Source organism: endosymbiont of Ridgeia piscesae, from assembly GCF_001443665.1.
Taxonomy (GTDB): Bacteria; Pseudomonadota; Gammaproteobacteria; order Chromatiales; family Chromatiaceae; genus Endoriftia; species Endoriftia persephonae.
In genome coordinates this window covers 1-14,787 of sequence record NZ_KQ557127.1, presented here as the reverse complement: position 1 = coordinate 14,787, position 14,787 = coordinate 1, and the positions used below count along the sequence as shown (strand labels likewise).

The 14,787-nt window shown below is 58.1% G+C and carries 12 protein-coding genes; 6 read left to right on the top strand and 6 right to left on the bottom strand.

The genetic code is table 11. The features are described 5' to 3' along the window. Positions 1 to 3: 3 nt before the first annotated feature. From Ga0074115_RS07850 to Ga0074115_RS07840, 3 genes are read left to right on the top strand one after another with little or no spacing between them, the layout of a single operon-like run. Positions 4 to 435: a DNA polymerase III subunit chi gene (locus tag Ga0074115_RS07850; RefSeq protein WP_057956056.1), complete on the top strand. Its 432-nt coding sequence runs from the start codon at positions 4 to 6 to the stop codon at positions 433 to 435. Further along, positions 432 to 794 (top strand): hypothetical protein, encoded by a 363-nt coding sequence (locus Ga0074115_RS07845; protein WP_057956057.1) that lies wholly within the window; start codon positions 432 to 434, stop codon positions 792 to 794. Before Ga0074115_RS07850 ends, Ga0074115_RS07845 begins: the two co-directional genes overlap by 4 nt. 29 nt (positions 795 to 823) lie before the next feature. Further along, positions 824 to 1,306, top strand: coding sequence for a cupin domain-containing protein (locus Ga0074115_RS07840; protein ID WP_057956058.1), 483 nt, complete (start codon positions 824 to 826; stop codon positions 1,304 to 1,306). Positions 1,307 to 1,393: 87 nt separating this feature from the next. Here the strand turns inward: Ga0074115_RS07840 and Ga0074115_RS07835 are convergent, their stop codons facing one another. The 3 genes from Ga0074115_RS07835 to Ga0074115_RS07825 all read right to left on the bottom strand — a co-directional run bounded on the left by Ga0074115_RS07835 (position 1,394) and on the right by Ga0074115_RS07825 (position 4,801). Beyond that, positions 1,394 to 2,293, bottom strand: coding sequence for a polysaccharide deacetylase family protein (locus tag Ga0074115_RS07835; protein ID WP_057956059.1), 900 nt, complete (start codon positions 2,291 to 2,293; stop codon positions 1,394 to 1,396). Continuing rightward, positions 2,290 to 3,603, bottom strand: coding sequence for a prephenate-dependent tRNA uridine(34) hydroxylase TrhP (gene trhP / locus Ga0074115_RS07830; protein ID WP_060528392.1), 1,314 nt, complete (start codon positions 3,601 to 3,603; stop codon positions 2,290 to 2,292). Before trhP ends, Ga0074115_RS07835 begins: the two co-directional genes overlap by 4 nt. 67 nt (positions 3,604 to 3,670) lie before the next feature. After that, on the bottom strand, positions 3,671 to 4,801 hold the full coding sequence (locus Ga0074115_RS07825; RefSeq protein WP_232432974.1) for a ChaN family lipoprotein: 1,131 nt from the start codon (positions 4,799 to 4,801) through the stop codon (positions 3,671 to 3,673). 85 nt (positions 4,802 to 4,886) lie between these two features. Here Ga0074115_RS07825 and Ga0074115_RS07820 point away from each other — a divergent pair, with 85 nt between their 5' ends. Both Ga0074115_RS07820 and Ga0074115_RS07815 read left to right on the top strand, forming a co-directional pair. Beyond that, complete coding sequence (locus tag Ga0074115_RS07820) at positions 4,887 to 7,016, top strand: M1 family metallopeptidase (RefSeq protein ID WP_232432973.1); 2,130 nt, start codon at positions 4,887 to 4,889, stop codon at positions 7,014 to 7,016. 45 nt (positions 7,017 to 7,061) lie between these two features. Continuing rightward, entirely contained in the window at positions 7,062 to 8,051 is a 990-nt protein-coding gene (locus Ga0074115_RS07815) for an endonuclease/exonuclease/phosphatase family protein (RefSeq protein ID WP_057956957.1), read from the top strand. A gap of 120 nt (positions 8,052 to 8,171) precedes the next feature. Here Ga0074115_RS07815 and Ga0074115_RS07810 read toward each other — a convergent pair whose 3' ends face one another. The 3 genes from Ga0074115_RS07810 to Ga0074115_RS17245 form a co-directional block, all read right to left on the bottom strand. Next, positions 8,172 to 10,031 (bottom strand): 3'-5' exonuclease, encoded by a 1,860-nt coding sequence (locus tag Ga0074115_RS07810; protein ID WP_057956956.1) that lies wholly within the window; start codon positions 10,029 to 10,031, stop codon positions 8,172 to 8,174. Between the two features lie 68 nt (positions 10,032 to 10,099). Beyond that, positions 10,100 to 12,991, bottom strand: a complete 2,892-nt coding sequence (locus Ga0074115_RS07805) for a DEAD/DEAH box helicase family protein (protein WP_057956955.1) — start codon at positions 12,989 to 12,991, stop codon at positions 10,100 to 10,102. A 761-nt stretch (positions 12,992 to 13,752) separates the two neighbouring features. Then, on the bottom strand, positions 13,753 to 14,112 hold the full coding sequence (locus Ga0074115_RS17245) for a transposase (RefSeq protein WP_087959751.1): 360 nt from the start codon (positions 14,110 to 14,112) through the stop codon (positions 13,753 to 13,755). Between the two features lie 236 nt (positions 14,113 to 14,348). Between Ga0074115_RS17245 and Ga0074115_RS15780 the strand changes: the two genes are divergently transcribed. Beyond that, positions 14,349 to 14,702, top strand: coding sequence for a TonB-dependent receptor plug domain-containing protein (locus tag Ga0074115_RS15780; protein ID WP_087959750.1), 354 nt, complete (start codon positions 14,349 to 14,351; stop codon positions 14,700 to 14,702). The last annotated feature ends 85 nt before the right edge of the window (positions 14,703 to 14,787 follow it).

Here is a 14,787-nt window from a genome sequence, read left to right as displayed (position 1 = left end):
CCCATGACCCAGGTTGACTTCTACATCCTCGACGACAAGGCGCGCATCAACCGCTACAGCCTCGCCTGCCGGCTAACCGAGAAGATCTACCATCAGGGGCGCCGGGTTTTTATCCACACCGTTTCAGCCGACGAGGCACGCCACATGGAACGCCTGCTTTGGACCTTCCGCCAAGGCAGCTTCATCCCCCACGGCCTGCTCGGCAGTGCCGATGCCACCACCACGCCGGTAATCATCGGCAGCAGCGGCGATGCCGGCGAAGAGCAGGATGTGCTGATCAACCTGGCACCCGAGGTGCCCAACTTCTTCAGCCACTTTTCACGGGTTGCCGAGCTGATCGACCGCGAACCCGAGGTAAAACGCAGTGGCCGAAAGCGATTTCGCTTCTACCGCGATCGGGGCTACCCCATGAACACCCATAATATCGACTTATGAACGACCAGAACCAGGATATTCCCCTGCTGAGCGATGTGGTGGAGCCGGAGACACTCCCCATCGAGCCGCCCCGGCTGGAGCAGAAAGCCACCGCCACCGAAGAGGCGGGGCCGCTGGGGCTGCCCGGCAATCCCACCCTGGTCGCCATCATTCGCGAGGGAGTCACATCACAGCTGATCCGGGAGTTGCGCCCGATCGTGCAGAATGCCATCGACGAGTCGATCGACATGGCGCTGGAAGAGGCGCGACGCATCCTCCACGAAGAGCTCGACACAAATCTGGAACAGCGCCTGCGCGAGCTCATCGAAGAGAAGATGGAGGAGCAGTTCAGTCGCCCAGAAGAGGACGAGAAAATCTGACTCGCCGGACACCCAGGGCCAGGACCAGCGTGAAAAAACAGGAGATCATCGACGCCCTCGGTCTGAAGCCTCATCTGGAGGGTGGTTACTTCCGCCGCAGCTACCAGTCAGCCGGTGAGATCCAGACCCCCAACGGCCCGCGCCACCGTCTCACCTCAATCTACTACCTGCTCACCGACGACGCCCCTGTCGGGCATCTGCACCGCAATCGCTCCAACATCCTCCACTACTTCCACGCCGGTGCACCTCTGCGCTACACTCTCATCCAGCCGGATGGCCGGCTTGAGCAGCGGATCATGGGTACAGAGGTCAGCGCTGGTCAAACACCGCAGCTAATCGTTGAAGGTGGTTGCTGGAAAGCATCAGAGTTGATCGACGGCGAGTTCGCCCTGATCAGCGAGGCGGTCTCCCCCGGCTTCGACTATGCCGACATGGAACTGGCCCGAGCCGAGGCGATCCGGCAGCGCTTTCCTGACTTGTGGGAGCAGATCCGCCACCTGATCAAAGCGTAGGAGCGCTGCTTGCAGCGCGAAGCAAACACCCGCTGGCCACCCCCAGCATCGCGCCGCTAGCGGCGCTCCTACAGCCCCATTTCGAGATCACTCCAGCGGCAGGCTCTGCATCGCCAAATAGCCGGGCCGCCCCGTCACCTCACCCCAGCCGACCTGGTGGCGCGGCAGCTTTTCCAGATCGAGGGCATCATAGAGTTCCCCCAGCGTCAGGGGTTCGTCACTAGAGCCTTTCCACATCACCAGCAACTTCTCCATCAGCGACAGCTGGCTCAGCCCCTCGCACTCAGCCCGCAACGAATAGATGTGCCCATTGGGCAGCAGGTGACGACTCTCGGAGAAGATGAACTCGTGCAGGTTATCCAGGCTGATGCCGGGCTGGCCGATCAACTCATCGGCGGTCGGCAGGGTGGTGGGCAGCTGGACCACCCCGCTCTCCACCCCTTGCAGCACCGGCAGGAAGGCCGAGCGGCCCCGCGTGTCACTGGCAAAGCGCAAGCCCTGCCCGGCTTGCCACGCCAGCAGATGGGGATTGAGCTGCCAGCCCGGCGCGGCGCTGATCTGTGCCGCCTCACCCGTGATGTCACGCAACACCTTGGCGGCACGATCCATCTGCTGCCGGGTCCAGCCAGCATCCGCATCGGCGGCATCCGCCAGCCACGCCAAGCGGTCATCACAGGCGATACCCACCTCATGCCCCGCCGCAGAGACAGAACGGATCAGATCCGCTGCCCTGCTGGCAATCACCGGCGGGGCCGTAAACAGCCGGGCCAAACCGACCTTGGGTAGGTCGAGCGAGGCGGTACGCCGCCGATATCCCCATTGTTGCGGGTTGAACCACCGCCCCCCTCCAACACTCGCACGGTCGGCGCCCAGTGAGAAAAAGAAACTGGCTCGCAGCTGATACTCATCGAACAACTTAAGCAGGCGTGGCACACCCTCCAGCGCGCCCTGCAGGGTCGCCACCTCGACTCTCAGGCCAATCTTCATGCACGGCTCTCCTGATCGAGAAACCGGCAGAGCAGGCCCAGCTCGGCCCCCTGCCCCGCCTCCAGCGGCAGCTGTACCCGCACCTTGTAACCGCCCCCCGGCGCCTCCTGCATCGGCCCACCATCCAGGTCGGTCATCTCCTCGAGTCGAAACCGCCGGTTACCCTGCGGGGTGAGCAACTCCACCTCATCCCCCAGTCGCAGTTTATTTTTGATGTCGAGTTCGACCCAACCATCAGCCGCCCCCCCGATCACCTCGGCGACAAACTGCTGGCGCGTCGTCTGGGAGCTGCCGAAGCGGTAGTTCTGCAACTCCTGGCTCTCATGGCGCTGGTAGAAGCCGTCAGTGTAGCCACGGTTGGCGAGACTCTCTAGATCGGCCATCAGCTCAGGGCGGAATGGCCGGCCGGCGACGGCGTCGTCGATCGCCTGACGGTAGACTTGGGTAGTGCGGGCAGTGTAGTAGTGGGACTTGGTGCGCCCCTCGATCTTCAGGCAGTCAATACCAATCTCCACCAGCCGCTGCACGTGCTCCACCGCGCGCAGATCCCTGGAGTTCATGATGTAGGTGCCGTGTTCATCCTCGAACACCGGCATCAGCTCGCCGGGGCGGCCCGGCTCCTCCAGATAGTAGATGCCATCCGCCGACGGGTGACGCGGCTGACTAGTATCGGAGAGGCTCGGCGCGGCCACCGGCTGGCCCACCCCATACTCCCAGCGGCAGGCGTTGGTGCAGGTGCCCTGGTTGGCGTCGCGGTGGTTGAAGTAGCCGGAGAGCAGACAGCGCCCAGAGTAGGCGATGCAGAGCGCGCCATGCACGAAGACCTCGATTTCCATCTCGGGGCACGCCTGGCGGATCTCCGCCACATCCTCCAGCGACAGCTCCCGGGAGAGGATCACCCGGCTCAGCCCCTGCTGCTGCCAGAAACGCACCGCTGCAGCGTTCATGGTGTTAGCCTGCACCGAGAGGTGGATCGGCAGCTCCGGCCAACGCTCACGCACTAGCAGGATCAGGCCGGGATCGGACATGATCAGCGCATCCGGTCCCATTGCGATGACCGGCGCCATGTCGTCGATAAAGGTCTTCAGCTTGGCGCCGTGAGGCATGATATTGGCGGCGAGAAAGAACTGCTTGCCCAACGAGTGAGCCTCGTCGATGCCGATCTGCAGATTCTCCGGGCGGAAGTCGTTGTTGCGCACCCGCAGGCTGTAGCGCGGCAGGCCAGCGTAGACCGCATCGGCGCCATAGGCGAAGGCGTAACGCTGGTTCTTGATGGTCCCCGCCGGGGAGAGTAGTTCAGGTCGCTTCATGGATCAAAGGGTCGTGCCGATAAAGCGGCGCAGCATAGCACAGCGCCAGATCGGCAGGCTCCCTGGCTCAATGCAACTCCACTTCCAATGAGTGGGTCATCGTACCGGTAAAAAAATTGTCCCGCTGAATCTCGACCTGCACCCGCTCTCCCGGGCTGTGCTCCATCAGCACAAAGCGGATATCGGCATAGCTCGCCACCGGCTGTCCGGCGACACTGAGCAGCCGGTCGTCCTCCTGCACACCCGCCGCCTCTGCGCCGCTACCATCAGAGAAGCCGCTGATCCTGACCGGTGACTTCTCGGTATCAAGATAGACACCCAGCAGACCACTGCGCGGCAGGGTCTGCTTGCGGGTCACCAGCATGTAGTCGCCCATTGTGGGATCGACACCCGCCTCACCCAGCGGCAGCACCAGCGCCAAATCGCCGTCGATGCGTCGCTTCAGACGATTCGGGATGCCTGAGCCGTAGATGATATGCCCGGCCCCCGCCAGCACCACCATGCGGCTGCCGGGGTGCGCGTTGAGCCAGCGAGCGGCGCACTCTGCCATGCCCTCATCCCACAACAGCTGCACCTCATAGAAGTGGTCGAAGTTGCGCTTTTCGGGATGGGGGTGATGCTGGAATATCTCATTCAGGCGAGCCTTGTAAGCATCGTCGCTGCGGTCGATCTGCTGTGGAATCCGGCTACGATCCACCTCGCTCAGGCCCTCTATGCCGTCTTTGGAAACCTTGCCGGTCAGCTCAGCCTCCAGATTGAGCGCGATCAGCGGGATGCCCTTCTCCCGCGCGAACTGGAAGATTGGTCGGTAGAGGCGGTAGTCGTAGCGCCAGCGTTCAAAATACTCGCTCTCCCGCACCAGGCCCTGCTCGTCAATCTCGCCAGCGATGAAACGATCCAGCACCGCTTGGAACGGCTGCTGGAAAAACTCCAAGCCGATCGCCATATCGGGGTTCTGCGCATACATCCCCTTGATCACCGCCAGCTGTGCCAGATGGTGATCGTAGCGGTCGTGGGTCTCGCCGACCAACACCACGCGCCGATCCCGCAGCTTCTCCAGCAACCCCGTCATGTCATCCAGAGCGGCCAGATCGAGCACACCAGCGCTGGTTGTCTGATCGCTCTCACTGCTCTCCTGTGCCTGCAAAGCAGTACTCATCACTATCAAACCGAACACCAGCACTCTCACCATCTTCATAAACATCATTTGTCCTTCGACTGTTGCAACCCTTTAGTTTCGCGGTAATCTTCCAAGCCTGACTCACCACATGGGCTCTCCGACCTTGAAAAAACATCTCTGTTCCCTGCTTATCCTGCTGTTCTCGGCCAGCTGGGTTGAGGCCGCTGTCATCGACCATCAGATAGAGATCCAGCTCGATCCGGCAAGCGGCAGGCTGCAGGTCAGAGACCAGATCACCCTGCCCACAGGCGTCACCGCCGAATTCATCCTGCATGGGGCGTTGCAGGTGGAGATTCTAACCCCCGGCGCGACGCTCTCCCAGCTCAGCAGCCAAGAGGGCGAGCTGCCGCTGACCCACTACCGGGTCAGCCTGCCGGAGAAACAGCGCCGCTTCACCCTCAAATATTCGGGGAAGATCGTGCACGACTTCAGCCAGCTGCAGGAGAGCCCAGGGCGTTCCCGCCAACAGATGCGCGGCACCATCTCTGAGGGCGGAGTCTTCCTCGACAACGGGGTCGCCTGGTATCCACTGTTTGGTGATCAACTGCAGACCTTTTCTCTCCAGGTGGAGCTGCCCGACGGCTGGCTGGCGGTGAGCCAGGGCGACGGGCCTGAGACCAACGCAGAGAGGCAGATCCGCTGGCAAGCCAGCCAACCGCAAGACGACATCTACCTGATCGCCGCCCCTTTTCAGCTCTACCGAGAGCAGTCGCAGGGTGTCGAGGCCCAAGTCTATCTGCGTCAGCCCAACGCGGCGCTGGCACAGCGCTATCTCGAGGCGACACATCGCTATCTGGCACTCTACAGTGAGCTGCTCGGCCCCTATCCCTACCGCAAGTTCGCCCTGGTGGAGAACTTCTGGGAGAGCGGCTACGGCATGCCATCGTTCACCCTGCTTGGGCCACGGGTAATCCGCCTGCCGTTCATCATCCACACCTCCTACCCCCACGAGATCCTACACAACTGGTGGGGCAACGGCGTCTATGTGGAGTATGCCGGCGGCAACTGGAGCGAGGGGCTAACCAGCTATCTGGCCGACCACGCCCTCAAGGAGCTGCACGGCAAAGGGGCCGAATACCGCCGCGCGGGGCTGCTGCGCTATGCCGACTTTGTGCGTTCCGGCAACGACTTCCCGCTCAGCCAGTTCCGCTCCCGCCACTCTGGGGCGAGCCAAGCGGTCGGCTACGACAAGAGCCTGATGCTGTTTCACATGCTGCGCCGCAGCCTGGGTGACCACTCCTTCATCGAAGGGCTGCGCCGTTTCTATACCGACAACCGCTTCAAACAGGCCGGATACCAAGAGCTGAAACAGGCCTTCGAGAGTGTCAGCAAGCGGGATCTTGGGGAGTTTTTCGAGCAGTGGACCGACCGTACCGGTGCCCCGCGGCTTGAGCTGCGCGATCTACAGCTCAGCTCTCAGAAGAACGGTGGCTACCTTCTCCAGGGGAAGGTTGTCCAGACCCAGCCAGAGCCGCTCTTCATCCTGGAGGCACCTATCCTAACCCACTTTGCCGACGGCGGCTCACGCCGCACCCGGCTGCTGATGAAACAGCGTGAGCAAGCGTTTGAGCTCAAGCTCAGGCAACCGCCGGTGCAGGTCGACCTGGATCCCTGGTACGACCTATTTCGCCAGATCCTACCCGGTGAGGCACCACAGACCCTGAGCAAACTGTTCGGCAGTGAGGAGGCTCTGATCGTGCTTCCTGCCAACGCCCCGCAGTCGCTCAAATCTGCCTACCGGCAGCTCGCACAGCAGTGGGCGGTGGGCTATCCCGGCATCGAGATCATTGCTGACGAGCAACTCACCGCTCTGCCTAAGGATCGCCCTGTCTGGCTGCTGGGCTGGAACAACCGCTTCCTGCCGCAGCTCAAGGCGCTGCTGCCAGCGGGACAGGCGCAGCTCAGCGATAACACAATCCGGCTGCAGTCAGAGCGCCTGCCCCGCGCCGGCAGCAGCCTTGCGCTGGCCTGCGCCACTCCGCAAGGCGGCACGATCGGCTGGGTTGCCAGCGACAATAGCAAGGCACTGGCCGGTCTGGCCCGCAAGCTGCCCCACTACGGCCGCTACAGCTTCGTCGGTTTCACCGGCAGCACGCCAGACAATCACCTCAAGGGGCAGTGGCAGGTTACAGACTCACCGCTAACGGTTATGCTCGACCCCGATGCCGCTGTGCACCACACTGCAGGACCGCCAGCGTTGCTCGGTCGATTGAAAAACAGACCCACAAAGTAGGCTCCTACCACTGCGCCACACCCATCAACTTTGGAAGGAACCAAGATGATCAGAATCGCCACCTTTAACATCGAGAACCTCGATGGCAACCCGGATCAGCACAACCCGCAACTGGAAGCGCGCATCCCGGTCCTGAAAAGTAGCCTGAAACGTCTACAGGCCGACATCCTCTGCCTGCAGGAGGTGCACGGACAGGAGCTGCCAGGGCACACTGCGCATGATCCAAAACGCAACCTCTCCGCCCTCGACCGAGTGCTCGAGGGGACCGACTACGCCGGCTACGAGCGGGCCTTCACCCGAACCAGCGACGATGCTCCATATAACAAGCGCAACCTGGTGATCCTGTCGCGTTTCCCGATCACCCAGGTCCAGCAATATCGCAACGACCACATCGACAAACTGCAATACCGCAAGGTCACTGCCCTACCCCCCGAACCAGAGGCCAGGGATCTACGATGGGAACGGCCGATCCTACATGCACAGATCGAGGTGCCCGAGCTGGGCCAGCTGCACCTGATCAATCTGCATCTGAAATCCCGCCTGGCAACTAAAATCACGAATCAGACAGAAGGCTACTACGGCTGGAAGAGCGCAGCCGCCTGGGCCGAGGGCTACTTCCTCTCCTCCATCAAGCGGGTCGGACAAGCCCTGGAGACCAGAATCTTGCTCGACAAGCTGTTCGATCAGGAGCCGGCGGCCAACATCCTGGTCTGCGGCGATTTCAACGCAGAGCCAGGCGAGGTGCCAGTGGAGGCGATCGCCGGGCGGGTAGAGAACACCAACAACCCCGAGCTGCGTTCACGGGTGCTGATACCCTGCAGTCGCTCGATCCCCGACTCGGTACGATTCAGCCACTACCATCACGGCCAGGGCAACCTGCTCGACCACATGCTGATCTCCCAGTCCCTGCTGCCCCACTTCCAGGACACCGAGATCCACAACGAGAACCTGCACGATGAGAGCCTGCCAGCCAGTGGCGACAGGAAATTTCCCGAATCGGATCATGCGGGGTTTGTTGCTGCCTTCGACTATTAAGAATCGACCCTATTCCTGGCTAAAAAGGCCGCTGAAGAGACCACCCGTGGTAGCAATCGACCCAACTTGGAAGGCAGCAACGACCGCAGGGGGTATCGAGATGGCGTATCCCGCCAAATGCTAAGCCGCTGACACATCCAGTAACCTGCGGCTAAAGAGACTATCCGCAGAGGTCGTCACTAACAGACACTCCTGCGCCCGCGTCATGCCGACATAGAGCAGGCGGGCGTTCTGTGGTTGCCTCGCCTGTTCGTCACCCAGCTGGCCAATCCCCAATATGATGACGCGGGAAAACTCCAGCCCCTTACTGCTATGAATGGTCAGTACCGTAACCCGGTCGTCGCCCGGATCGTAGGTGCTCTTGTACTGTTTGCTGCCCAGCCAGACGTGGGGGATGTCGGCCACCCGCAATTGTGCCGCCACCCCATGTCCCTGGTTCCCCGCAGCATACAGCACTGCCATATCGCGCCAGGGTACACCCTGCTGATGCCATTTTTTCAGACACTTGAGCGTGTAGTGGATCTCATCCGGCAGGCTGTCGAACCGGCGCACCACCGGCTCCGGTCCACTGTTGCCTGCCGCCTCGGGCTCGATCAGGGGGATGTGGTCATCGTCTGCACTTTTTGGATCGAGGTAGTGACTGGCGAAAGCGTAAGCAAAGCGGAGAATCTCACGGGTATTGCGGTAGTTGAGGCGTAAAATTGTGGTGCGTCCCTTTGCCTGGATGCCCACGCTGGAAAGACTGAAACCGAGGCCGGAGCCCTTTTTGTAGATCGACTGGGCATCGTCGTAGAGCAGCAACAGGGAGTTCCTTTCGGGGTCGACCATCTGTACCACGAGCTTCAGCCACTCCTCCTCAAAATCATGGCCTTCATCGATCAACAGGGCACCGTACTGCCCCCTGGGGATATATCCTTTGTCGACCGCGTCGATCACGCTCTCCACCTCGCGCTCCCAGAAGGGCCGGTCCGACTCCAGCAGCTCCACATGGTAGCTCTTGAGTTGCTGACCACACCAATCATGGAAGTGGTAGACCTGCACCTGCCCGCCGATCCCCTTGGCAGAGATAAAGGCTCTCAATTTGGCTGCGAGGGTAATGTTGAAGCAAAGTACCAGGATCGGCTTGCTCATCACCTGCGCCAAGTGCAAACAGCGATAACCCAGGATTAAGGTCTTGCCTGAACCCGCCACCCCGTGGATCACCCGGTGCCCCTCACCCAAGCTGCGCGCCAACTGCTCCTGCTGGATGTCCATGATCTTCACGATATCGGGCAGGGTCTGTTCCAGTGGTTGCGGCTCCTCGTCCCCTTCGGTAAAGAGGTCGGCCTGGCCACAGTCATCAATACGGATCTCAGGAAACAGGTGCCAGCGAATGCGGTCGATCTGCGGCAAGGTCAGGGTACCGCCAAACTGATAGTGGAACATTCCCCATAACTGTTCCTGGAATTTTTCGGCATTGGCGCTTTCGGTGATCTCGTCCTTGTAGATCATCAGATGATCCGGCAACAGCCCCTCGCGCATATCATCGGGGATTGCCTTCTCGATCTGCCTTCGGGTGATATTGGTGAACACAACACCCCAGCCATAAGGCATGATCAGATTGCCCTTATAGGCATCTGATGCCTGACAGAGTTGAGGGTCGTGCGACAGCATCGCTACCACGTTATAGGTGTACTGCCGGGCCTGTTCCAAAGGATGTGGCTTGGTAACCAAACCAGCGTTTGTCAGCAAAGTCACATCAGATTTGCTGATCTTCTTCAGGGTCGCGGGCTTCCAGTCCTTCACCTCCAGAAACAACACCCCCCGCGAAGGATGCAAGATGATGAAATCGGGATAGCGACGCTTCTTGCCAACGGGAATGTCGTACCAGACCAGATAATCATCTTCCAGCAGATCCTGCAGGCGCCGTGCCACACGCTTTTCCCCGGAGGTCATGCGGCCTAGGGTTTGTCGGTTCAGTGGGGGGATGGTCTCTGCCATAAGTTGCCGCTATCCTCTTATTTTCAGTGCCCAATGATTCAGAAGTTCGAAATTCCCCTTCTTCCCGCTCATCCTTCTACCACTTCTCCCTGTGCAACCACCCCACGCAGGCGCGCAAAGGGGCGCATTCCCTCTGTGGCATCAAAGTCTGCATAGTCGGGGTTGTTCGCCTGGAGATAGTAGTCACCATCGCCGCGTTTTCGCACCACTCGCAGGACATATTGGTCGTCGCCGCTCGCATCCTGTCGCTCCACAGCCATGATCTGGTTGCTGATCGAGCCAGCTTGGTCGGCGCTGACTAGCTCCAACAACAGATAATCGCCATCGCGGATTGGGTTCTTGCCGCCGTCCATGGAGTTGCCAGAGGCGCAGGCGATGAAGTGGCGGGAAGAATCGGCACGATAGTGCGTGGGGATTTTCACCAGGGTCTCGTTTTCGCCATCTGCGTCTTTGAAATGGCCGCAGGCGATCTTGAGGTTGGGGAAGAATGGGAGTTTGTCCCAGACCACACCGGCCTCCACAGGGGCTGTTGGCGTCTTTACCACGCTGGCTTTTGCGCCCTTCTGCTCCCGATCCATGTACATGGCCAGCTTGTAGTTCGCCAATTCCTGGACCATGGCGTGGAACAGATCACGATCTTCGACCGTCAGTTCAAAATTGGGCTTCAATCGATCCGCGTCCAGTTCAAAGAATGGCTTGCCCTGTTTCTTATTGCCGCCCACAAAGGCATTCACTGGATTGGAGTTCCAATAAGTCAGCCATTGGCCAGGTTTGGAAGCGAGAACCTCAGCTAGATTCTGAAAACGTGCTGGCAAATCCTTCCTCATCAATGGCGGGCGACGCAACAGAATCTCGCCGGAACGGATCGCCAGATCCTGGGTGGTCTGCGGATGGATGAAGCCATCGAGCTCCAGTAGCGCCTCCAGCAGTACCATTTTGTACGACTTGGTCATGGCGGCCTTTTCGACTTCAAGGAAGTAGGGGCGATGGCGCTGCAGCACCCTTTGCTGTGCTTCGTCCAGCCCTCCACGATCTGCGACCAAGTCAAACCATGAACCAAATCTGCTCCTGATGTGTGTAAAGTTCACCCCGGCACGATACATCTCAACCGCACTCGGCTGCCGCTGCTCCGCTAACTTCAGCAGCTCGTAGGTATCAACAATCCCTTTGGGTAGGGTCTTGATCACTTCGTTTAGAAAGCCGATCACACCCAACTCATAGTTGGCGTAACAGCCCTTGGGCAGTGGCAGATTGCCGTTCTGTTGCCGCCGCACGAATTCACGCAGGGAGGAGACTCCAAATAGGGACTCCGGCTTGTTCAGAAACGCCTTGTGATTACCGATGAAATCCAGCACCCGCAGATAATCCTTACCGGGATGCAGCCGCAGACCGCGCCCCAACTGCTGCAGGAACAGGATCTTCGACTCCGTCGGTCGGAGCATCATCACCGTATCGATAGCGGGAAGGTCGGTGCCCTCGTTGAACAGATCGACCGAGAAGATCACCTCCAGACTACCAGCCTCCAGTTGCTTTAATGCCGCATTACGCGGCATTGCCGACTTGGCGTGCACCGCCGCCGCTCGGATACCCGCCTGGGAGAAATAGTCCGCCATAAACTCTGCGTGAGTACGAGAGACGCAGAATGCCAGGGTGCGACTCTGGCGTAGTTCCCGCCACACAGAAAGCGCATGTTTGGCGCGCGCGCGGGTCGCGAGTTTGTTGCTCAGATCACTGGGATCGAAGCGCCCGTTGCGCCAGGGGATCTCCGTATAATCGACGGCTTGGTCATGGATGCCGTGGTAGTGAAACGGACACAGTAGATCCGCGTTGATGCCCTCGACGAAATTCCACTCGAACACCAGATTGTCATCACACAACGAAAGGATATCCGCCTGATCGGTGCGCTCCGGCGTGGCCGTCAGGCCGAGCATGAAACGGGGTTGGAAATAGTCGATCAAGCGACGATAGGTGGTGGAATCGGCGTGATGAAACTCATCCACCACGAGGTAATCGAAGCAGTCCGGCGCGAACTGTTGCAGGTGTCTATCCCGCCCCAGAGTCTGGACCGAGGCAAAGACAAAATCTGCCTCCCACTCCTTCGCCTTGCCGGTGTAGTAACCGATGCTCGCGTCGGGGTGAATGCGGGCGAAGGTCGCTTCCGCCTGCATCAGGATCTCTTCCCGGTGAGCGACGAACAGCACTCGTCTGGCTTTGAGCTGTTGCACATCAAAGGCCGCCAGCCAAGTCTTGCCCAGACCAGTGGCCAGCACCACCAGCCCGCGCCGATGGCCGGCACTCCGGGTGGCCTGCAATGCCAGCAGCGCATCGGCCTGGATCTCGGTTGGCGTGGCTGGCAGCAGCTCTTCTTCCGGCTCACCGCTGACCATCTGCAATGACACCCTGCGCCGTGCTGCATAGCCGTCGATCCAGGCATGACTGAGTGGAAACACCCGCGAGTCGGAAAACAGCAACTCAAACTTGCTGAGGATCTCCAGAAACTTCACCGAATCCGCTGGGTAATCCACCCGTAGATTCCACTCCAGACCACGGGTCAGCGCCATGTTGGAGATATTGCTGGAGCCGACAAAGGCGCAACCACCAAAGAGATCTTCGCCGCTGTGACGCAGGAAGATATAGGATTTGATGTGAAAACTGGGATCACCATCAGTAGAAAAGAGCCGAACATCCGCCCCACGCTCAGCCAGCAACATTAACCGCCGCAGCGCCTGGGGCTCGGTCACATCCAGATAGTCGGAGGTCAGTACCCGGATCACGGCGCGGCGATCCATCGCATCCTTCAACGCATCGAAGATAAGTTCCAGGCCACTCTGGCGGATAAATGCCACGGTGATATCGATCTCCGTAGCCTGGTTGATGGCACCAAGTAACTGTGGAAGAAACGCGTCTGATTTTCCGCCGGTGACTAACGCTTCATCTGATTGTTTTATTAATGCTGTCATCTATGCGGGAAGTCAGCTTATATTGCGCCCAGAGTGAAATTCATCATCAACTTTTATAAGATACCAGGATTGCATTCAACCATCGTTCCAGCTCCCATCCCGACCTGCGATCAGCCGAAACCCACAGATCCTTTATCTCTACTTTTCTATCTCATCCACCAACGCCCTTATCTCTGTCTCATCTAGATCAGTGAATCGGCGGCCCTGTTTTTTATATTCACCACAACTAGCTTGAAAAACACCGCTACCCGGTCCTACCGCAGGTTGCTTAAACCCCGGCAGTGAACCCACTTATCTTTTGCAGATCACTATTCAAACAAATGGGGTCACCTATTTACAAGATAGTGGCGTCGGTTTTACCAAACAGTAGTGCTATGTGCAGCTATTGGATCTTTCGCTCTTGATTCTCATCGTGCGGTCGACCGCACGTTGTTAATTTCAAAGCCTTCGCTCCCTGCTCATGATGCACCTTTAATCAACGACTAACCGTATCAGCATACCCCTCTACGATTTCACCTATCTCCGCACTGGTCATTCCTTTTTTCCGAAGCTGTACCGCTTGGCGTCGTTTCTCTTCCAAGGCAGAAGACAGCAGTTAGCGTGCATCTATCTTGTCCATACATGTCATGGTCAAGTTAACAGATAATATGAATCAAAATCTCTGCTGCGAAAATATATGTGATTTGCCACACTTTAGTGTGTCATATAACCTATTGATTTTATAGATCTTTTGTTAGAACATCCCTTTCGTTTCTAGGGGGCTATGTTACTTGTCTTATTCTGGAATTGTGTGTGACCAGTCGCATGCCCCCCCTTGGAATAGGTGACGCAGGTAGATGAGTAAGCGTTTCAGCGTCGTCCACCGTCAGCGGAGCGGAGAGGTTTTCACGCAGAGCCTCTTTGACTTGCCAGGCCTTGGTGGTCTTCAGTCGTGATCGGGTCAAGCAGTACAACATGGCACCCTGTATATCTGTCCACTTGCTACTGTCCTTGAGGAAACCCCATCGGTTGTTACGCAGGATAGGTTGCTTCGTGACTTGTTGCCGCCCAACTTTGTCAAAGGCCTTGTTGGTTAGTTGAACAACATGAAAGCGATCAAATATCAGTTCAGCATTTGGCAGATAGGTGCTGACGCCTTAGCGCTTCGAGGTGAATCCTTTCTGAGGACGAGCCCAGGGAACCGTGACCTGTGTTGTCTTACCGCACTGTTTAAATACACCCGCGGACGATCGGCAGGCTTCATTGAGATATTCGTTAAATTTAGGTTGTCTTGGCTATTTATGCCAGTTACCTGAAGATTCTATGAAAATCGTTATGCGCAGCTTGGTAGCTACAAATAGATTCGATAGGCAAAACAATGAAAGAAAAACTGATTATATCAACACTTGTATCTGCTTCACTGACACCTTCATTGTTGTTTGCAGATGAGCCAACTACTATTGATGAGACAGCAAACAAAATTATTATTAATGAAGGAGAAATACAAAACCGGAATGTTGAAAATATTAAAGATGTCTTAGATACCACAAGCGGAGTCGAAACAGATGGCCAAAGCCTAAGTGTTCGTGGTGTAGGGAGTGATGGGCGAGGGATAGCGGTCTCTGATGACGGGGTCAGCTTGACAGATGTTTCCGGTGCTTTTTCTACCGATATCGACACCAGTGAACTTGAAAAGCTCGTCGTCTACAAAGGCCCTGGATCAATATATTAATCGTTCCGAAAGTATTGGCAGTCTATTTTTGAACTTGCCAAAATATACTTTGTATCTGACATGCGGAAGAAACTCTTAATCAGCG